The 18,168-nt window shown below is 58.6% G+C and carries 21 protein-coding genes and 1 other RNA gene; 14 read left to right on the top strand and 8 right to left on the bottom strand.

Annotation, left to right across the window (positions count from 1 at the left end; translation table 11 throughout):
• Both FT726_RS10950 and FT726_RS10945 read right to left on the bottom strand, forming a co-directional pair.
• Positions 1 to 883: UxaA family hydrolase (locus FT726_RS10950; RefSeq protein WP_346302806.1), on the bottom strand; the 883-nt coding region annotated here is incomplete at its 3' end.
• A gap of 4 nt (positions 884 to 887) precedes the next feature.
• Positions 888 to 2,336 carry a tagaturonate reductase gene (locus FT726_RS10945; protein ID WP_288420983.1) on the bottom strand — a complete coding sequence of 483 codons (1,449 nt, stop codon included), beginning with the start codon at positions 2,334 to 2,336 and terminating at the stop codon, positions 888 to 890.
• 298 nt (positions 2,337 to 2,634) lie between these two features.
• Here FT726_RS10945 and exuR point away from each other — a divergent pair, with 298 nt between their 5' ends.
• The 9 genes from exuR (at position 2,635) to FT726_RS10900 (ending at position 8,004) form a co-directional block, all read left to right on the top strand.
• Complete coding sequence (gene exuR, locus FT726_RS10940) at positions 2,635 to 3,387, top strand: transcriptional regulator ExuR (protein ID WP_058759846.1); 753 nt, start codon at positions 2,635 to 2,637, stop codon at positions 3,385 to 3,387.
• Positions 3,388 to 3,722: 335 nt separating this feature from the next.
• Entirely contained in the window at positions 3,723 to 4,397 is a 675-nt protein-coding gene (locus FT726_RS10935) for a DedA family protein (RefSeq protein WP_021509705.1), read from the top strand.
• The gene (gene mzrA / locus FT726_RS10930) at positions 4,397 to 4,765 is read left to right on the top strand and encodes an EnvZ/OmpR regulon moderator MzrA (protein WP_031280145.1); all 369 of its coding nucleotides are present in this window, start codon (positions 4,397 to 4,399) and stop codon (positions 4,763 to 4,765) included. Before FT726_RS10935 ends, mzrA begins: the two co-directional genes overlap by 1 nt.
• Before the next feature lie 173 nt (positions 4,766 to 4,938).
• Positions 4,939 to 5,313 carry a DUF1090 domain-containing protein gene (locus FT726_RS10925; RefSeq protein WP_346302805.1) on the top strand — a complete coding sequence of 125 codons (375 nt, stop codon included), beginning with the start codon at positions 4,939 to 4,941 and terminating at the stop codon, positions 5,311 to 5,313.
• A 34-nt stretch (positions 5,314 to 5,347) separates the two neighbouring features.
• Positions 5,348 to 5,653 (top strand): YqjD family protein, encoded by a 306-nt coding sequence (locus FT726_RS10920; protein WP_021509708.1) that lies wholly within the window; start codon positions 5,348 to 5,350, stop codon positions 5,651 to 5,653.
• A gap of 1 nt (position 5,654) precedes the next feature.
• Positions 5,655 to 6,050 carry a phage holin family protein gene (locus FT726_RS10915; protein ID WP_021312955.1) on the top strand — a complete coding sequence of 132 codons (396 nt, stop codon included), beginning with the start codon at positions 5,655 to 5,657 and terminating at the stop codon, positions 6,048 to 6,050.
• A complete protein-coding gene (locus FT726_RS10910; RefSeq protein ID WP_010618800.1) occupies positions 6,047 to 6,331 on the top strand; it encodes a YqjK-like family protein in 285 nt (94 codons plus the stop codon). The genes FT726_RS10915 and FT726_RS10910 overlap by 4 nt, the downstream gene beginning before the upstream one ends.
• Positions 6,332 to 6,537: 206 nt before the next feature.
• Positions 6,538 to 6,948, top strand: coding sequence for a DoxX family protein (locus tag FT726_RS10905; RefSeq protein ID WP_010618799.1), 411 nt, complete (start codon positions 6,538 to 6,540; stop codon positions 6,946 to 6,948).
• A gap of 81 nt (positions 6,949 to 7,029) precedes the next feature.
• On the top strand, positions 7,030 to 8,004 hold the full coding sequence (locus FT726_RS10900) for a glutathione S-transferase family protein (protein WP_346302804.1): 975 nt from the start codon (positions 7,030 to 7,032) through the stop codon (positions 8,002 to 8,004).
• A 70-nt stretch (positions 8,005 to 8,074) separates the two neighbouring features.
• Here the strand turns inward: FT726_RS10900 and mdtI are convergent, their stop codons facing one another.
• The 4 genes from mdtI to rsmI all read right to left on the bottom strand — a co-directional run bounded on the left by mdtI (position 8,075) and on the right by rsmI (position 10,643).
• Entirely contained in the window at positions 8,075 to 8,404 is a 330-nt protein-coding gene (gene mdtI / locus FT726_RS10895) for a multidrug/spermidine efflux SMR transporter subunit MdtI (RefSeq protein WP_346302803.1), read from the bottom strand.
• Positions 8,391 to 8,741 carry a multidrug/spermidine efflux SMR transporter subunit MdtJ gene (gene mdtJ, locus FT726_RS10890; protein WP_058759849.1) on the bottom strand — a complete coding sequence of 117 codons (351 nt, stop codon included), beginning with the start codon at positions 8,739 to 8,741 and terminating at the stop codon, positions 8,391 to 8,393. The genes mdtI and mdtJ overlap by 14 nt, the downstream gene beginning before the upstream one ends.
• A gap of 628 nt (positions 8,742 to 9,369) precedes the next feature.
• Positions 9,370 to 9,746: RNase P RNA component class A (gene rnpB / locus FT726_RS10885), an RNA gene on the bottom strand.
• 33 nt (positions 9,747 to 9,779) lie between these two features.
• Complete coding sequence (gene rsmI, locus FT726_RS10880; RefSeq protein WP_058759850.1) at positions 9,780 to 10,643, bottom strand: 16S rRNA (cytidine(1402)-2'-O)-methyltransferase; 864 nt, start codon at positions 10,641 to 10,643, stop codon at positions 9,780 to 9,782.
• A gap of 62 nt (positions 10,644 to 10,705) precedes the next feature.
• Between rsmI and FT726_RS10875 the strand changes: the two genes are divergently transcribed.
• Genes FT726_RS10875 through dolP form a run of 4 tightly spaced genes read left to right on the top strand, consistent with a single transcriptional unit; the run spans position 10,706 to position 14,287 of the window.
• The gene (locus FT726_RS10875; protein WP_346302802.1) at positions 10,706 to 12,745 is read left to right on the top strand and encodes a penicillin-binding protein activator; all 2,040 of its coding nucleotides are present in this window, start codon (positions 10,706 to 10,708) and stop codon (positions 12,743 to 12,745) included.
• Positions 12,703 to 13,098, top strand: coding sequence for a YraN family protein (locus FT726_RS10870; protein ID WP_021509715.1), 396 nt, complete (start codon positions 12,703 to 12,705; stop codon positions 13,096 to 13,098). The genes FT726_RS10875 and FT726_RS10870 overlap by 43 nt, the downstream gene beginning before the upstream one ends.
• A 14-nt stretch (positions 13,099 to 13,112) precedes the next feature.
• Entirely contained in the window at positions 13,113 to 13,700 is a 588-nt protein-coding gene (gene diaA, locus FT726_RS10865; protein ID WP_021509716.1) for a DnaA initiator-associating protein DiaA, read from the top strand.
• A gap of 14 nt (positions 13,701 to 13,714) precedes the next feature.
• Entirely contained in the window at positions 13,715 to 14,287 is a 573-nt protein-coding gene (dolP, locus tag FT726_RS10860) for a division/outer membrane stress-associated lipid-binding lipoprotein (protein ID WP_021509717.1), read from the top strand.
• Between the two features lie 30 nt (positions 14,288 to 14,317).
• Here the strand turns inward: dolP and FT726_RS10855 are convergent, their stop codons facing one another.
• Positions 14,318 to 15,019 (bottom strand): pirin family protein, encoded by a 702-nt coding sequence (locus FT726_RS10855; protein ID WP_031280148.1) that lies wholly within the window; start codon positions 15,017 to 15,019, stop codon positions 14,318 to 14,320.
• 129 nt (positions 15,020 to 15,148) lie between these two features.
• Between FT726_RS10855 and FT726_RS10850 the strand changes: the two genes are divergently transcribed.
• Positions 15,149 to 16,048: a LysR family transcriptional regulator gene (locus tag FT726_RS10850; protein WP_021509719.1), complete on the top strand. Its 900-nt coding sequence runs from the start codon at positions 15,149 to 15,151 to the stop codon at positions 16,046 to 16,048.
• 206 nt (positions 16,049 to 16,254) lie between these two features.
• On the opposite strand, the gene FT726_RS10845 is transcribed toward FT726_RS10850, so the two are convergent.
• A complete protein-coding gene (locus FT726_RS10845) occupies positions 16,255 to 18,165 on the bottom strand; it encodes a transcription antiterminator (RefSeq protein ID WP_021509720.1) in 1,911 nt (636 codons plus the stop codon).
• Positions 18,166 to 18,168 lie beyond the last annotated feature (3 nt).

The following is an 18,168-nucleotide window of genomic DNA, read 5'->3' as shown; positions in this document are numbered from 1 at the left end:
CCGTGGTGCCGCCGTTGGCGATCATCTGGTCAGAGAAACAGCCGAGCAGCGGATTGGCGGTGATGCCGGAAAAGCCGTCCGAGCCACCGCATTCGAGACCAAACTTCAGCTCGCTCAGTTTGCCCGGCTGGCGACGGTCGTGACGCATCACGTTGTACAGCGCATGCAACCGCTGCAGGCCGGCTTCCACTTCATCATCCTGCTGCTGACACTCCATAAACTGCACACGTTCGCTGTCGAAGCCGCCCAGCGTGTCGCGAAAGATATCGACCTGATTGTTTTCGCAGCCGAGTCCAATCACCAGCACCGCGCCGGCATTGGGATGACGCACCATATTTTGCAGCATGGTGCGGGTATTTTCGTGATCCTGCCCCAGCTGTGAACAGCCGAAAGGATGGCTGAACAGGTGCACGCCGTCGATACCGGCCGCGTCGTCACTCTCCCGGAGAAAGCGTGACACAATCTGCCGGGCGATGCCGTTTACGCAGCCGACGGTCGGCAAAATCCACAGCTCGTTACGAATGCCAACCTCACCCGTGGCGCGACGATAGATCTGTACCTCACGATCCGCCGCCTGCGGTGGCAGCGTGAGGTGTTCCGGCTGGTATACGTACTCGTCGACATCGCTCAGATTGGTGCGCGCGTTGCTGGAGTGAATCAGCTCGCCGACGGCGATCGGCTGAGTGGCATGGGCAATCGGCAACCCATATTTAATCACCTGCTCGCCACTGTTGAGCGGTTGCAGCGCAAACTTGTGGCCGCGCCCGATATCCTGCTGCAGCGTAATCCGCTGTTCTGCGACGATAAGCTGGGTGCCGGCCGCCAGATCCTGCAGCGCGACGGCGACGTTGTCGCGTGAATGTATTTTGATTGCCTGTTGCATCGCGTTATCTCAGTTGGCTAAGGGCCGTCCGCATGCCGTGGACGAGAATGTTGTGCAGCTGCTGGCTGACCGCCGTAACCAGACCGGGCCGCTGGGTTAAATCTTCGCCCCAGTGCTGCGCGTCGCTCAGTACGTCGCTCACCAGCTGCTGCGGGGTGAGTTGATCGGTGAGGACCGCCGGCCACAGCCGGGCAAAACGCTGCAGCCAGTGCGCGTCATCCTGCAGCGGCCACTGCCGGTCATCCTGCTGGCCGCGATAAAACGCCAGCAGCGCGGCAAAGGCAAAGATGAGGCGCGGCGGCCAGTCGCCACCCTGCTGCTGCGCCTGCAACAGCGCCGGCAGCAGGCGCGTGCGGAATTTGGTCATGCCGTTGAGCGCAATCGCCAGCAGCGCATGGTGAATAAACGGATTGCGAAAGCGGCGCTGCACCGCATCGGCAAAGGCGTGCAGCTCGGCGCGCGGCAAATCCAGCGTCGGAATCACCTCTTCGCGCAGCAGCGCATCGACAAAAGCGGCCAGCTGCGCATCGTTCATGGCCTCACCCACGCTCGCCAGCCCGGCCTGAAACGCCACCGGCACCAGCGCAGTGTGCGCCCCGTTAAGGATCGCCACCTTCTGCGCTTTGTACGGCGTGATGTCATCCACCCGCCTGACGGCAGGCGCCAGCGCCGTCAGCTGCAGCTCATGCATCAGCGCATCCGGTCCCTGAAGCACCAGCTGGTAATAGCGCTCCCCGGCCACCAGATAGCGGTCGTCATAGCCCAGTTGGGCTGCAATCTGTGCGCCATCCGGCGGATAGCCGCTGACAATGCGATCCACCAGCGTGTTGTAAAAGGCGCAGTGCTGCGTCACCCACTGCGCAAAGGCCGCTGGCAGCTGCCACTGCTGGCAATAACGCAGCACTAACGCGCGCAGCGTGTCGCCATTATGGTCGATCAGCTCACACGGCACGATCAGCCAGCCTTTATCGGCGGCACCGGCAAAGTGCTGATAACGCGCCCACAAAAGCTGCGTCAGTTTGCCGGGAAACGACGACGCAGGTTGATCCTCCAGCCGATCCTGTTCGACATACACGATGCCGGCCTCGGTGGTGTTGGAGAACACAAAACGCATCTGCGGCGCGCGTGCCAGAGCCAGGAATTCTTCGAACTGCTGATAAGGCTGGATTTCACGATTAAGGCTGCGGATCAGCCGGGTTTCACTGAGCGGTTGCCCCGCTTCATTCAGGCCGCGCAGCAGCGTGGTGTAGAGGCCATCCTGCTGATTGAGCGTCTCCGTCTGCATCCGGTTGCGCGGTCGCACCACCACCACGCCGGCATCGGTGCCCTGATGTTCATTGAGCCAGTCGAGCTGCCAGTCGATAAAGGCACGCAAAAAGTTGCCTTCGCCGAACTGGATCACGCGTTCGCTATAGCGTGCGCCGGGGAAATCGCGGCGGTTGAGTCGCAACATGTCGCTTCCTTGAAGATGAAATCGGTCAGCTAATGCGCAAAATTTATCATACCAATTTCAGCGACAGGGAGATTTGTTTGCCAACTACGTCACATTATCCATCATTGCCGTAAGGCGAAAGCCGGCGTGCATCTTATTTCAATAAACTTAAACCTATGTATATTCTATAAATTAAAGATAAAACCTGAGCAGGCGCGCAGGTTCTTAACTTGCCAGATGGTATAACAGCTTCAGCGCTTTGCGACATCGCAGGGTAAGTGGTATAACAACTTACCGTCTTTCACAGAACCGAAAAATCATGGACCTGAACGAATCCCGCCGCCTCTACCAGCAACTCGCCAGCGAACTCAAGCAGCGCATCGAAGCGGGCAGTTATGCCGTGGGGGCAAAGTTACCGGCAGAGCGGATGATTGCGGAGGCGCACCAGGTGAGCCGCACCGTGGTGCGGGAAGCGATCATCATGCTGGAGGTGGAAGGCTACGTCGAGGTGCGCAAAGGGTCCGGCATTCATGTGATCAGCGACCAGCCACAACCGCGCGACAGCGCCGCCGATCAGCTGGAGTTTGCCAGCTATGGCCCCTTTGAACTGCTGCAGGCGCGCCAGCTGATTGAGAGCAATGTCGCCGAATTTGCCGCCACGCAGATCCGTCCACAGGACATCGTGGCGCTGCTGGCGATTCAGGAAAAAGCCCGGCAGGAAGATCACGCGCGCGATTCGACATGGGATATGGAGTTTCACGTGCGCATTGCCCAGGCCACCCAAAACAGCGCGCTGGCCGCCATCGTAGAGAAAATGTGGCGGCACCGGCTGCATAATCCTTACTGGCTCAAGCTGCACGAGCACATTGACGCACGCCATATCACCAGTTGGTGCGACGATCACGATCAGATCTTAAAAGCGCTGATGCGCAAAGATCCCGCCGCCAGCAAACTGGCGATGTGGCAGCATCTGGAAAATACTAAACAGATGCTGTTCGACGCCACCGCCGATGATTTCGAATTCAACGTCGACCGCTACATGTTCGCAGAAAATCCGGTGATCCTGCCCTGAAGCCGCAATGGCAGAAACGCTGCATTTTCAGGCTAAAAAGTCAGTTAATCTGCAATAGTGTCAGCTCGTGTAAAGCTCCTTTTGACCATCTGCGTCAAAAGGTAAAACTCCTGTGCGACCGCGACTTTACACTGTCTGAATCCCGCGATTTTTGTTACAGTTATCGCCCTTTTCTTACCCTTTGCGACAGGGCTATAAAAAGTCGCTGATTTAACAATCAATTCTGGATGGATCCGGAAATCCTGCTCAGGTGGCATACCTAAAATGTATAACTTAACCCGCCTGCGCCTAAGCCCCTCACGGGCACGTTTAACAATGATGTTCAGGAATGATTGATGGATATTTTGCAAGCATTGCTGCATGCCCTGTGGCAGCAGGATTACGAAATGCTCTCCGACCCCACGCTGGTGTGGGCGATTTATGGCGTGTTGTTCATGATTCTGTTTCTCGAAAATGGCCTGCTGCCCGCCGCGTTTCTGCCCGGTGATAGTCTGCTGATTCTGGTCGGCGTACTGATCGCGAAAGGCACCATGAGCTTCCCGCTCACCCTGCTGGTGCTGACCACCGGCGCCAGCCTTGGCTGCTGGGTCAGTTACATTCAGGGCCGCTGGCTTGGCAATACGCCGACGGTGCAGAAATGGCTCTCCCATCTGCCCGCGCAGTATCATCAGCGCGCCCACAGTCTGTTCCACCGCCACGGTTTGTCTGCGCTGCTGATTGGCCGCTTTATCGCGTTTGTCCGTACCCTGCTGCCGACCATTGCCGGCCTCTCTGGCCTGAGCAATGCCCGCTTCCAATTCTTTAACTGGATGAGCGGCTTCCTGTGGGTGCTGATTCTTACCGTGCTCGGCTTTGCGCTGGGGAAAACCCCCATTTTCCGCCGCTATGAAGATGAGCTAATGTTCTGCCTGATGCTGCTGCCGCTGGTGCTGCTGGTCATCGGTCTGGTGGGTTCACTGGTAGTGCTGTGGCGTAAACGTCAGGCGGGTCAGAACGGGAAGTCACAGTAATGACAGGGTTGCGTAATTTTCCCAGGCGTTTACTCCCCTGGCTGTGCGCTGGCGTGCTGGCGCTGCTGGCTATCGGCATTGTGCCCAAACTGATGCAGCATGAAACGGTGGTGAAGATCCGCGTGGCACACAGCGGCACCAATCTGCCGGACGGCTTTTATCTCTATCAGCAGCTTTCGGCGCAGGGCGTGCGGATTAAAAGTATTACCTCGGCAGGCGATGCGCTGGTCATTCATTTTGAGAATGAAGAGCAGAGCCTGGCCGCGCAGAAAGTACTGCGCCGCCTGCTGCCACAGGGCTTTGTCGTGGCGGCGGGTCCGCAGGCGTCACAGCAGGTGGTGGACGCTAATCGCCCCACCTATAGCTGATCCCCGCCGTCGGGTTCACCGCCCGGCGGCACCTCAATCCTCGCTATCCCCGCGTGTTTTTTGAATTTTTTCGTCTGCTGTCTATTCTTAAGTAAGCGCGAGCAGACGACAAGCTGGGATGCCCCACCTGTCCGGTTTGCGACAGGTCGTCAACAATGGAAGGTAAAAACCTGATGAAACAACAACTACTGCTGGGTACGATTCTTTTCTCTCTCTCGGGTTCACTGCTGGCAGCGGAATCGCTGTGTCAGCAAAAACAGCAGGATATTCAGCGCGAAATTGAGATGGCGAAACAGCACGACAACCAGCGCCGGGTCACCGGACTGGAACGCGCACTGACTGAAGTCCGCGCCAACTGCACTGACGAGAAACTGAAATCCGCCCATGCTGAACGCATTGAAGCCCAGCAGCATAAAGTGGCTGAGCGCGAGCACGAACTGCAGCAGGATCGCCAGGAAGGCAAAGACCAGGAGAAGATCGGTAAGCGCGAACGGAAGCTGGAAGAGGCACGCCAGGAGCTGAAAAAGCTGCAGGCCGAGCCTTATTAATCGGACTTAAATAAATGATGTAATGGAGAACACCATGGCTAAAGACACCACATCTGAACATCTGCGTGCGGAACTGAAAAACCTTGCCGACACCCTGGAAGAAGTGCTGAGCAGCTCGGCTGATAAGTCGAAAAGCGAGCTGGATAAACTGCGTCACAAAGCACGCGGTGCCATTGAAAGTTCACGCGAGCGGCTGGGCGAATCCGGCGAACGCATCGCGCAGACCACGCGTGAAGCGGCGGAGAAAGCGGACGTCTACGTGCGTGAAAATCCGTGGCACGGCGTGGGTATCGGCGCAGCAGTCGGCGTGCTGATCGGCATCCTGATTTCACGTCGTTGATATGAGCGAGAATCAGAGCCACGGCCCAGGCAAAGGGGTCTTCAATGTAGGTCAGCGCGTGGTGACAACGCTGGTTGGCATGGTCGAGACACGCGTGCGGCTGGCCGTTGCCGAGCTGGAAGAGGAAAAGGCCAATCTGATCCAGATGCTGATCATGATAGGCCTGACCATGCTGTTTACCGCCTTCGGATTGATGAGCCTGATGGTGCTGATTATCTGGGCGGTGGATGCGCAGTACCGGCTGATGGCGATTGCCATCACCACCGGCGTGCTATTCGCGCTGGCGCTGATTTTTGGTTTATGGACGTTGCGTAAATCCCGGCAGTCCACGCTGTTGCGCCATACGCGCAAAGAGCTGGACACCGATCGCACCTTACTCGAGGAGCATCGCTCATGAGTCAGCGTGAACGTGAAGCACGCATTCATGAATTGCTTAATCAGGTACAGCAGCAGCGGCTGGATCTCAGCGCTGCCCGCCGCGACTGGCTGGAAAGCACCGCGCAGTACGATCGCGGCTGGCTGACGTTTCTCAGCCTGCGCCGCTATCTGGCGATTGGCAGCAGCGCGCTGGCCATCTGGTCGATCCGCAGCCCCAACCGCATCATGCGCTGGGCCAAACGCGGACTCGGTCTGTGGAGCACCTGGCGCATGATCAAATCGGCGATGCCGCCACGCTAACTTCCCCACCTTAAACCGGATCGAAAAGGTTCGGTTTTCCTCTTTCAGAATTCCTGAATAACATCGACAGTTTATCTCGCTTACAACTATTGCTGCGCGCGACTATCATCTCCCTCCATCAGCCCGACGAACTGTTTAACGCGGTTTAGCGGGAAAATAACCCGGCAGGCCAACAACCTGCGCCAAAAACCTTGTTGGAGTAAATGATGAAAAAATTCGAAGACTCAGGCCTGCTGCTGGCACGCGTATTAATGACCATCCTGTTTATTACTGCCGGCTGGGGCAAAATCACCGCCTATGCAGGCACCGCACAGTACATGCAGGCGATGGGCGTGCCCGGCTTCCTGCTGCCGCTGGTGATTCTGCTGGAACTGGGGGGCGGCCTGGCGATTCTGTTCGGCTTCCTGACGCGCTTCACCGCGCTGTTCACCGCCGGCTTCACGCTGCTGACCGCGTTCCTGTTCCACAGCAACTTTGCGGAAGGCGTTAACCAGCTGATGTTCATGAAAAACCTGTCCATCGCCGGTGGTTTCCTGGTGCTGGGTCTGGTAGGTCCGGGCGCCTACAGCATTGACCGTCTGATTCGTCAGCGCTTTATGCCAGCAACCGCACGCTAAGCACACAAGCCGTGCAACAGCACATATACTGAATAGCAGGGGCGGGGATTTTCCTCGCCCCGTTTTTTTTATGGAGGGCTTATGGGACAACTGATTGACGGTGTCTGGCATGACACCTGGTACGATACGAAGTCAACCGGTGGCCGCTTCAAACGCACAGAAGCAGTCTGGCGTAACTGGATCACGGCAGACGGCAGCGCCGGGCCAACCGGGAAAGCCGGCTTTGCCGCCGAGCGCGATCGTTATCATTTATACGTTTCGCTGGCCTGCCCGTGGGCGCATCGCACTCTGCTGATGCGTCAGCTGAAGGGGTTAGAAGAGATGATTTCGGTATCAGTGGTGCACCCGCTGATGCTGGAGAACGGCTGGACCTTCGACGATGATTTCCCCGCCGCGACCGGCGATTCGCTGTATCAGAACGAATTCCTCTATCAGCTCTATCTGCATGCCGATCCGCAGTACAGCGGGCGCGTGACCGTGCCGGTGCTGTGGGATAAAAAGCAGCATACTATCGTCAGTAATGAATCCTCCGATATCATCCGTATGTTCAACAGCGCCTTCGACGCGCAGGGCGCTCGCGCCGGCGATTACTACCCGCCCGAGCTGCGTGACAAGATCGACGAACTCAACGGCTGGATTTATGACACCGTCAATAACGGCGTCTACAAAAGCGGATTTGCCACGTCACAGTCGGCCTATGATGAAGCCGTAACCGCGCTGTTCCATTCGCTGGCACGGCTGGAGCAGATTCTGGGTCAGCATCGCTATCTGACCGGCGATCGCCTCACCGAAGCCGATCTGCGCCTGTGGACCACGCTGGTGCGCTTTGACCCGGTCTACGTGACCCACTTTAAGTGCGATCGTCATCGCATCAGTGATTACCGTAACCTGAACGGCTTCCTGCGCGATATTTATCAGATGCCGGGCATTGCCGATACGGTAAACCTGCCGCACATCCGCCATCACTACTACTGCAGCCACAAGACCATCAATCCGAACGGCGTTATTTCGCTGGGACCGGCTTTTGACTGGGATGAGCCGCACGGCCGCGGTTAACGACTGGCTTACGCATGCCTGCCCTTCTCTCCCACTATTGGGAAAGGAAGGCAGGCTGTATTGCGCTGCCTCAGGCAAATTTGATCAACACCATCCCGGCCAGCAGCAGTACCACGCCCAGCCAGCCGCGGGTGTTCAGACGTTGTCCGAACAGGATCCAGCCTGCCGCTACGGTAGCCACCAGACCGAAACCGCCCCACAAGGCGTAGGCCACCGAGAGATCGATCCCCTTCACTGCCTGCGACAGGGCACTGAATGCCGCCAGGACAGCCACCAGCGATATCACGCCATACAGCGGACGGCGGAAGCCGTTGGCGTATTTCAGCGCGATGTTCGCCACAATTTCCAGCACGATGGCCAGTGCCAGCCAGGCCAGATGCACGACGTTAAGCGTGGTCATGACGCAGCTCCTTACGGCTGAATGTCCCTGCTTTGATCAGCGCGATACCCGCGATCAGCGTGATCAAACCCGCCGCCTTCATCACTGACAGCGCCTCGTCAAACAGCATCACGCTGAACAGGGTGATAAACAGAATACCGACGCCTTCCCACATGGCATAAGCCACGCCAAGGGCAATACGTTTAACGGCAAAGGTGAGGAAGATGTATGACAGGGCGATCATCAACAGCATAAAAATATAGCCGGCGCTGCCGCCATTGACGCTGGCCCATTTCATTGACACGGTGCCTGTAATTTCGGCAGCAATCGCTAACGCTAATAAAATCCAGTACAGCATGATTTCTCTCCTGTGAGAAATAAACGCCATCCACGCGCAAACAGCAGCGTGATAGCTGAAAAAGATAAAAAGCTAATAAGGAGAGAAAAAACTACAGCGCGAAGCGCCAGTGCCGATCGCTCAGTGAGCAGGAGAAAACGCAGGTGGGTGAAGAGGTTAATACGTAAAGTGTAACGAAATGGTTATCCATAATTTTACAACTTATCCACGTTGTTGCTTTTCCCGGTGTGGATGAAAAATTGTCCTCAGTAGTTGAACACGCGCCTATTCTGGCACAGGGAAAAGAATATTTTTGCGGATTTGCGTTTCTTTACGCAGGGAAATGGGGTTTTGTGTGGTTTTCTGGCTTCGTGCGGTTTTCTGCCCTCACCCTAACCCTCTCCCACGGGGAGAGGGAATAGTCTGCTGCGGTTTTCTGACCCCGTGCGGTTTTCTGCCCTCACCCTAACCCTCTCCCACGGGGAGAGGGAATAGTTAAGTGCGGTGTTGGAGGCCTAATACTCAACTCGTCACACGCACAATCGGTCCCTTCTCCCGCCTGCGGGAGAAGGTTAGGATGAGGGACAGCACGCACCCTTCCCAAAAACAAAACGCCCGCAGATTCTCACCTGCGGGCGCTCATTAAAAAAGTCGAAACTGACCGATAAGCCGGGTTCTGTCGTGGACAGTCATTCATCTAGGCCAGCAATCGCTCACTGGCTCAAGCAGCCTACCCGGGTTCAGTACGGGCCGTACCATGTGAACCCCTATTTGGCCTTGCTCCGGGTGGAGTTTACCGTGCCACGGACTGTTGCCAGCCGCGCGGTGCGCTCTTACCGCACCCTTTCACCCTTACCTGATCCCATTACTGGGCCATCGGCGGTTTGCTCTCTGTTGCACTGGTCGTAGGCTTGCGCCCCCCAGGCGTTACCTGGCACCCTGCCCTATGGAGCCCGGACTTTCCTCCCCTCTGCCCGTCTCCCCCGAAAGGGACGACGACAAAGCGGCGACTGTCTGGTCAGCTTCGGCGCGGGATAATAGGCGATCCGCCCGCGTTTGTCACGCCTCTTGCTGCTCCAGCGCATACTTGTACAGGGCGTTTTTCTTAACCCCATGAATTTCCGCCGTCAGCGCCGCCGCCTTTTTCAGCGGCAGCTCGGCCTGCAGCAGCGCCAGCGTGCGCAACGCCTCTGCCGGCAGCGTCTCTTCATCCGCTTTATGGCCTTCGACAATCAGCACCATCTCGCCCTTGCGGCGATTCTCATCCGCCTGCACCCACGCCAGCAATTCACCTACCGGCGCACCGTACAATGACTCCCAGGTTTTGGTCAGCTCTCGTGCCAGCACCACGTAGCGCGCCGCGCCCCATACGCTGACCATATCCTGTAGCGTATCCAGCACGCGATGGGTCGATTCGTAGAAAATCAGCGTGCGCGGCTCGTCACTCAGTGCACGCAGCGCATCGCAACGTCCTTTACTTTTGGCCGGCAGAAACCCTTCGTAACAGAAACGATCGGACGGTAATCCCGCCGCGCTCAATGCTGTGATCGCCGCGCAGGCACCGGGCAACGGCACCACACGCACCCCGGCCTCGCGGCAACGACGCACCAGATGGTAGCCCGGATCGTTGATTAACGGCGTGCCCGCATCGGAAACCAGCGCAATGCTCTGGCCCTCCTGCAGCTTCGCTAACAGCACGTCGGCCTTCTGCTGTTCGTTATGGTCGTGAAGTGCGAACAGTCGCGCATTGATGGCGAAATGTTGTAGCAACAGCCCGGTATGACGTGTATCTTCCGCAGCGACCAGATCGACGCTCGCAAGCACCGTCAGCGCACGCTGCGTGATATCACCCAGGTTACCGATCGGGGTAGGAACGATATAGAGCGTGCTGGCAGAAATCTCTGCCCGATCGAGTTGTTTCATTGTTTCATCCGAATTGCCGATTTAATATTGAGCATCTTGAAAAAAACATCACTGGATACAGTATGCTTCCTTCGAAAGTCGTACGTCATAAAGCAGGACGCCTGGTCCCTGTTTTGCTCGCGGGCCTGATTCTGGCCGCCTGTAGCGGCCAGGGACCGCAGCAAACCTCAAGCGTAAACGTGCAGGGTCCTGCCACGGGCCGCTCTGACTATTATCTGCAGCAGGTGCAGCAAAGCAGCGATGATAGCAAGACCGACTGGCAATTACTTGCCATCCGTGCCCTGCTGAAGGAAGGAAAGTATCCGCAGGCGCAAAATCAGCTCGGCCAGCTGCCACAGCAGCTCTCTGACGTACAACAGCAGGAACTGCTGCTGCTGCGCGCCCAGCTGCAAATTGCCCAGCAGCATTTCAACGGTGCTCAGCAGCTGCTGGGACAGATAAAAGCCGCTGACCTGTCGCAGGATCAGCAGGTGCGCTACTACGCGCTGCAGATTGCCGCTGCGCAAAATCGTCCGTCGCTCGCGCTGCTGCGCGCCTATATTGCTCAGGAACCGCTGCTGAAAGGCGCCGATCACCAGAGCAATATTGACGCCACCTGGCAGGCGCTGACCCAGCTTACCCAGGATCAGCTCAACAGCGTGGTGATCAACGCCGACGAAAATACGCTGCAGGGCTGGCTTGACCTGCTGAATACCTGGCACGCCAACAGCCAGGATGCCCAGATGCTGAAAGCCGCCATTAGCGACTGGCAGACGCGCTATCCGCAAAACCCCGGCGCGAAAACCCTGCCGACCCAGCTCAGCCAGGTGCAGAACTTCACTAAAGCCTCGACCAGCACAATCGCGCTGCTGCTGCCGCTTAATGGTCAGGCGCAGGTGTTCGCCAGTGCCATCCAGAAAGGCTTTAACGATGCGAAAAACGGTGTGCTGACTGCGCCGGCAGCCCCTGCCGCACCGGCCAGCAGCGATGCCAGCGCATCCACGCAACAGCCCGCCAGCACGGCAACGCCAGCCAATGGCGATGCCAACGCGGTGGTCAGTCCGTCGGCCGCGGCCATCACGCCGTCAGACAGCGCACAGCCGCAGCAGCCCGTCGCACAGCCAGCCGTCGCGCAGCCTGCCAGCAGCGCCCAGGTGAAAGTGTATGACACCAGCAGCCAGCCGATTGCTCAGGTGATGCAGCAGGCGCAGCAGGATGGTGCCACCCTGGTGGTTGGTCCGCTGCTGAAAAATAACGTGGAACAGGTCGCCAACAGCCAGACACCGCTGAACGTGCTGGCGCTCAACGAACCAGAGCAGATCCAGAACCATCCGAATATTTGCTATTTTGCGCTTTCTCCTGAAGACGAAGCGCGCGATGCCGCGCACCATATCTGGGATCAGGGCAAACGCCAGCCGTTGCTGCTGATGCCGCGCAGCAGCTATGGCGACCGCGTGGGCAAAGCGTTTGCGCAGGAGTGGCAGAAGTTGGGCGGCACAACCGTGCTGCAGCAGCGTTTCGGCGGCGTGGGCGAGCTGAAACAGGGCATCAACAGCGGCGCCGGTATTGCACTGAGCGGCACGCCGCTGACGGTCCAGCCGGACCAGCCGCAGGGCGTGGCGGTTGCCGGTCTGACGATTCCGGCACCGCAGACCAGCACTCCGGCACCTGAGAGCAGCAGCGGCAGCGTTGATGCGGTTTACATTATTGCCACTCAGGACGAACTGCAGCTGATCAAGCCGATGATTGCCATGCGCACCAGCAGCCGCAATAACATCGCCCTGTATGCCAGCTCGCGCAGCGCGCAGGCCGGTGCCGGTCCGGACTTCCGGCTGGAGATGGATGGCCTGCAGTTCAGCGATATTCCGCTGCTGTCCGGCGCCAATCCGGGCCTGATGCAGCAGGCGGCGCGCAGTTTCAACAACGACTATTCGCTGGTACGCCTCTATGCGATGGGCATTGATGCCTGGACGCTGGCGAACCAGTTTAACCAGATGCGTCAGGTACCGGGCTTCGCCATTGATGGCAATACCGGCAAGCTGAGCGCCGACACGGATTGCGTGATCAACAGGAAGTTGGCATGGAACCAGTATCGTCAGGGACAAATCGTTCCGGTGCAGTAAACCGCCAGCGCCTCGGCGCTGAGCAGGAGCAGCAGGCGCGTCGCTACCTTGAGCGCGCCGGACTGCAGTGGGAAGCCAGCAATGTGCGCTGCCGCAGCGGGGAAATCGACCTGATTATGCGCGACGCGGATTGCTGGGTGTTTGTTGAAGTGCGCTATCGGCGCGATGCACGTTTTGGCGGCGCGGCTGCCAGCGTGACGCGCCAGAAACAACAAAAGCTGCTGCGTACCGCTGCGCTGTGGTTGCTGGCACGCGGCGGCAGTTTTGATACGGTGAATTGCCGTTTTGACATCATCGCCATCACCGGGCGCGAACTGGTGTGGCTGGCCGATGCCTTTCGTGCGGATGGATAGAACCAGGTGGTCTTGTGCAGGACAGAATTAAAGCGTGTTTTACCGAAAGTATTCAGACGCAAATCGCCGCAGCCGAAGCGCTGCCAGATGCGATTTCCCGCGCCGCGATGACGCTGGTGCAGTCACTGCTGAACGGCAACAAAATCCTCAGCTGCGGTAACGGCGCCTCGGCGGCTAACGCCCAGCATTTTGCCGCCAGCATGATTAACCGTTTTGAGACTGAGCGTCCCAGCCTGCCGGCGCTGGCGCTGAGTGCGGACAATGTGATGCTGACGGCAATCGGTAACGACCGTCTGCACGACGAAATTTATGCCAAGCAGGTTCGTGCGCTTGGACAGGCCGGCGACGTTCTGCTGGCCATCTCCACCCGTGGCAACACCCGCGATATTGTTAAAGCGGTGGAAGCTGCGGTTACCCGCGATATGACTATCGTCGCGCTGACCGGCCATGACGGCGGTGAGCTGGCGGGCCTGCTCGGTCCGCACGATGTGGAAATTCGCATTCCGTCACATCGCAGCGCACGCATTCAGGAGATGCATATGCTGACGCTGAACTGCCTGTGCGATTTGATTGATAACACCTTGTTCCCACACCAGGAATGACTGAAGGAGCTCAAATGAAAGCATTGAACGCTATCGCCATTCTGTTAACCGCCATGCTGCTGCAGGGCTGCGTGGCGGTTGTCGCCGGCGGCGCTGCGGTCGCCACCAAAACCGCCACCGACCCGCGTACCGTGGGCACGCAGGTTGATGACGGCACGCTGGAGCTGCGCGTCACTAACGCGCTGGCAAAAGATGAGCAGATCAAAAATCAGGCGCGCGTGGTCGTGACCGCGTATCAGGGCAAAGTACTGCTGACCGGTCAGGCACCGTCAGCCGATCTCGCCAGCCGGGCGAAACAGATCGCCATGGGCGTTGATGGCGCGACAGAGGTGTATAACGAGATTCGCACCGGGCAGAAAGTGAGCCTCGGCACGTCTTCATCAGATACGTGGATCACCACCAAAATCCGCTCGCAGCTGCTGGGCAGCGATCAGGTGAAATCGTCCAACGTGAAAGTCACCACTGAGAACGGGGAAGTGTTCCTGCTGGGTCTGGTAACGCAGGAAGAAGCGAAGGCAGCAGCGGATATCGCCAGCCGTGTCAGCGGCGTGAAGCACGTCACCACCGCCTTTACCATTCTGAAATAATGCCACAGGCGGCCAACAGGGCCGCCTTTTTTACACCGGAATATCAATTACCAGCGCACGCAGCGGCGTTTCCGCCTGCAGCGTAATCTGCGCCTCTTCACTGACAAACGCCCCATCGCCACAGCGCAGCTGCTCCTGATGCGCACTGCTGGCCCGTACCTCAAGCGCACCGTGAATCGACTGCAAATAGGCGCGCGGTCCGTGCAGCGCCAGACTGTACTGCTCGCCCGGTGCCAGCGTGACCTGATGTACCCACACCTGCTGGCGCAGCTGCAAACTGCCGTCCGCGCCATCCGGTGACGCAATCAGCACATGGGTTTGCTGCGGCAGCGCGCGTTTTTGCAGCAGCGGATTTTCCCGTTCCGGACAGGCGGCCAGCCACAGCTGCATGCGCGTCAGTGGGCGATCCTTGCTGATATTGTGTTCGCTGTAATTGACGCCCTGGCGGGCCGACAGCAGCATCGCTTCGCCCTCGCGCGCCACCAGGTGATTGCCTTCGCTGTCGCGGTATTCGGCTTCACCCTGCAGCACCAGGTTGAGCACATCTACCTGCGGATAGGTGCGCGGCTGAAATGCCGCACCGGGTGCCAGCACTTCCTGATTCAGCACGCGCAGCGAGGCGTAGCCCATCAGTTGGGGATCAAAATAGTGGCCAAATGAGAAGCTATAGCGCGCCTGCAACCAACCGAAATCGGCCTGGCCACATGCGGACGCGCAGCGGGTTGTCATCATGCTTTACCTCCGACGCACTGCGGTGAGAATCCACCACAGGCTTTATACGTCAATGGTAAAAGGCTGGACGCCGGATTGTTAGCCAGTTAATCTGCCTGGCATATTCAAATTTACTGACAGAGAGTCGGCATGGCTAAAGAGCGCGCGTTAACCCTGGAAGCTTTACGTGTGATGGATGCGATTGACCGGCGCGGCAGCTTCGCCGCGGCGGCCGACGAGCTGGGACGCGTGCCATCGGCGCTGAGCTACACCATGCAGAAGCTGGAAGAGGAGCTGGATGTGGTGCTGTTTGACCGCTCCGGCCATCGCACCAAATTCACCAACGTCGGGCGAATGCTGCTGGAACGCGGCCGCGTGCTGCTGGAAGCCGCCGATAAACTCACCACCGATGCCGAAGCGCTGGCGCGCGGCTGGGAAACCCATCTGACCATCGTGGCCGAAGCGCTGATCCCGACCGAGCTGCTGTTCCCGCTGGTAGAGAAGCTGGCCGAGAAAGCCAATACGCAGATTTCGCTGGTCACCGAAGTGCTGGCGGGCGCGTGGGAGCGACTGGAACAGGGGCGCGCCGACATCGTGATCGCGCCGGATTTGCATTTTCGCGCCTCCACCGAAATCAACACGCGCAAGCTGTACAGCATTATGAGCGTGTATGTTGCCAGTCCGGATCACCCGATTCATCAGGAAGCCGAGCCGCTGTCCGAGGTCACGCGCGTTAAGTATCGCGGCATCGCCGTGGCGGACACCGCGCGCGAACGTCCGGTGTTGACGGTGCAGCTGCTGGACAAACAGCAGCGCCTGACGGTAAGCAGCATGGATGATAAACGCCGCGCGCTGCTGGCCGGTCTCGGCGTAGCGACCATGCCCTATCCGATGGTAGAGAAAGATATCGCCGAAGGCCGCCTGCGCGTCGTCAGCGCCGAGTATACCCGTGAGGTGGATATTATTATGGCGTGGCGCCGCGATAGCATGGGTGAAGCCAAAGCCTGGTGCCTGCGTGAGATTCCAAAACTGCTGGCGAAACGCGGCTGATTTTGTGGGCTGGCGGCACTTCGCCCTCACCCCAGCCCTCTCCCGCACGCGGGAGAGGGAGCCGCCCGAACGTGGTTTGAGGGCCAGAATTCAGTCAATCCACCGGGCGCTAAGGATCAGCAACTGAACTCACACGCCGCTGGATCGGTCCCCTCGCCCGCTTGCGGGAGAGGGTTAGGGTGAGGGACAAACCGCACCCATCCCCATCACAACCGGCTCAGACAATCCATTGCCACCGCTTTAAAGCTGACGAAATCAGCGCAGTCGCGCAGTCTTGTCACCGCCCTTTCGCGCAGGAAGGTGACAAACAGATCGTAAATCGCCATCGCCTCTTCGTATTCGCTCTTACTGATCGCCAGCAGAAAAATTACCGAAGCCGTCTCATCGCCCCAGCTCACGCCGTGCGGTGCCAGCACGGTATAAACCACGGTTTTTTTAGCCAGTAATCCCAGCGAGTGTGGTAGCGCAATCCCTTCGCCCAGCATGGTACTGACAATCGCTTCACGCTCTTCAACCGAAGGATAAAAATCAGCATCGACATAGCCCTCCGCTTCGAGCCGATCGCACAGCAGGCGGAACAGCGCCGACTGGCTCATTGGCCGGTCGAGCACCATGAAATGCTGCGCGTCGAAGTACTTCTCCAGCATGTAAGGCCGGGTGCGATCCACCAGCACCAGCTTGCCGAGCTGTTCCAGCTGAAACTCCGTAGGGAATGGCGACATCATCACTACCGGCTTGTTCTTCTCGCTGAGCCGCGCGGTTGAAATAACAAAATCTTCATCAATGTGCGCACGCACTTCGTAGTCGCGCTGCGACAGCCGCGCCGTCACCACCAGTTGCGGGTATTTGCGCAGCAGCAGCGCCTCGATCATGCGCAGCGTGGAGTTGCCGCTGTCGCAGACCAGCAACACCTGCGGGTGTCGCTGGTAGCCGACATCGTAATGTCGCTCCAGCCCGACGCCGATGTGCAGCACCAGAAAGCCAATCTCGTTTTCGCTGATGGTATACGGCGTGTATTTGCCCCAGCTGGTGACGGCCGCCAGCGTTACATCGTAGGCCATCGGATAGTGCTGCTTGATGTTACTCAGCAGCGGATTAGGGATGTGGATCTGATAGCGCACGCGGGTGATCATGGTTTTGATGTGCGTGAGCAGATCGGCGCGCAGCTGCTCATCCTGCTGCAGCCGGTAGTTGTAATGGGTGTTGATGTAGTTAAGCAGGTAATCCACCAGCGCATCCGCGTCATCGGCGTTGATGGTGCTGGGGGCCAGCGCCTGAATCTGCCGCGCCGCAATATTGACGCGCAGCCAGTTCTCTTCCGCCTGCGAGATGCCTTTACCCACCAGCGGGCGCATCAGATTAACCAGATCGTGCGCCGCCTCGCGTATCTCCTCGCCGACATCCTCCGCGCCGGGATCGCTGAGCGGGAAGCCTTCGCTGATGCGGCGCACCGCCACCGCGCAGTAAATCAGCAGATAGCGCTCGCCTTCATCGCTCAGCCGGATGGCATGCTGCGTGAAACACTGCGCCAGCAGCGGCTGCAGCTGCGCCAGCATGCCGCTGTGCAGCGCCTCGACCGTCAGCAGTGGGCTGTCCGGCGTCTGCTGGTCGATTTGCCACAGCAGATCGGTCAGGCAGGTGCGAATCGCCGCCTCGCTGCCAAACAGTTTCATACCGTAGCGCGGCTTGGTTTCGATGTTGAGATGATAGCGGCCCAGCCACTCGCGCACTTCCGCCATATCGCTCTGCAGCGTGGCGCGGCTGACGAACCACTCTTCCGACAGATCTTCCAGCTTGAGCGAATACGCGGCGGTGAGAAAGCGGCTCAGCAAATAGCGCACCCGATCCTGCGAGGTGCGCGGCACCCGCAGCGGTGCCGCACTCTCCTGCTGCAGGCGGCCGAAGCGCACCGCGTCGTCGATTTTTAGCTGATAGCCCGCGCCGCGCGCCAGCACGAACTGAGCGCCGTGCTGTTCCAGCAGCGCATTGAGCGCGGTGATGTCGGTGCGCACCGTGCGCGTTGAAACGGAAAAACGCCGCGCCAGCTCATCCTGTGGCAGCGTTTCGCTTTGCAGCGCCGCGAAGAGTTGAGCTAAACGCTGATTGGGAAATCTCACGGA

The sequence above is a fragment of the Pantoea sp. Morm genome (assembly GCF_016643525.1).
Classification (GTDB): Bacteria; Pseudomonadota; Gammaproteobacteria; order Enterobacterales; family Enterobacteriaceae; genus Pantoea; species Pantoea dispersa.
This window is presented reverse-complemented; position numbering and strand designations above follow the sequence as displayed.

What these genes read in the sequence shown, in the direction of transcription:
- FT726_RS10945 (WP_288420983.1), bottom strand. Translation starts at nt 2,336, where the DNA reads ATGTTGCGACTCAACCGCCGCGATTTCCCCGGCGCACGCTATAGCGAA.
- FT726_RS10905 (WP_010618799.1), top strand. Translation starts at nt 6,538, where the DNA reads ATGAAAAAATTCGAAGACTCAGGCCTGCTGCTGGCACGCGTATTAATG.
- mdtJ (WP_058759849.1), bottom strand. Translation starts at nt 8,741, where the DNA reads ATGCTGTACTGGATTTTATTAGCGTTAGCGATTGCTGCCGAAATTACA.
- FT726_RS10870 (WP_021509715.1), top strand. Translation starts at nt 12,703, where the DNA reads ATGGAACCAGTATCGTCAGGGACAAATCGTTCCGGTGCAGTAAACCGC.
- FT726_RS10925 (WP_346302805.1), top strand. Translation starts at nt 4,939, where the DNA reads ATGAAACAACAACTACTGCTGGGTACGATTCTTTTCTCTCTCTCGGGT.
- mdtI (WP_346302803.1), bottom strand. Translation starts at nt 8,404, where the DNA reads ATGACCACGCTTAACGTCGTGCATCTGGCCTGGCTGGCACTGGCCATC.
- FT726_RS10855 (WP_031280148.1), bottom strand. Translation starts at nt 15,019, where the DNA reads ATGATGACAACCCGCTGCGCGTCCGCATGTGGCCAGGCCGATTTCGGT.
- FT726_RS10850 (WP_021509719.1), top strand. Translation starts at nt 15,149, where the DNA reads ATGGCTAAAGAGCGCGCGTTAACCCTGGAAGCTTTACGTGTGATGGAT.
- mzrA (WP_031280145.1), top strand. Translation starts at nt 4,397, where the DNA reads ATGACAGGGTTGCGTAATTTTCCCAGGCGTTTACTCCCCTGGCTGTGC.
- FT726_RS10935 (WP_021509705.1), top strand. Translation starts at nt 3,723, where the DNA reads ATGGATATTTTGCAAGCATTGCTGCATGCCCTGTGGCAGCAGGATTAC.
- exuR (WP_058759846.1), top strand. Translation starts at nt 2,635, where the DNA reads ATGGACCTGAACGAATCCCGCCGCCTCTACCAGCAACTCGCCAGCGAA.
- FT726_RS10915 (WP_021312955.1), top strand. Translation starts at nt 5,655, where the DNA reads ATGAGCGAGAATCAGAGCCACGGCCCAGGCAAAGGGGTCTTCAATGTA.
- rsmI (WP_058759850.1), bottom strand. Translation starts at nt 10,643, where the DNA reads ATGAAACAACTCGATCGGGCAGAGATTTCTGCCAGCACGCTCTATATC.
- FT726_RS10920 (WP_021509708.1), top strand. Translation starts at nt 5,348, where the DNA reads ATGGCTAAAGACACCACATCTGAACATCTGCGTGCGGAACTGAAAAAC.
- FT726_RS10900 (WP_346302804.1), top strand. Translation starts at nt 7,030, where the DNA reads ATGGGACAACTGATTGACGGTGTCTGGCATGACACCTGGTACGATACG.
- dolP (WP_021509717.1), top strand. Translation starts at nt 13,715, where the DNA reads ATGAAAGCATTGAACGCTATCGCCATTCTGTTAACCGCCATGCTGCTG.
- FT726_RS10875 (WP_346302802.1), top strand. Translation starts at nt 10,706, where the DNA reads ATGCTTCCTTCGAAAGTCGTACGTCATAAAGCAGGACGCCTGGTCCCT.
- FT726_RS10910 (WP_010618800.1), top strand. Translation starts at nt 6,047, where the DNA reads ATGAGTCAGCGTGAACGTGAAGCACGCATTCATGAATTGCTTAATCAG.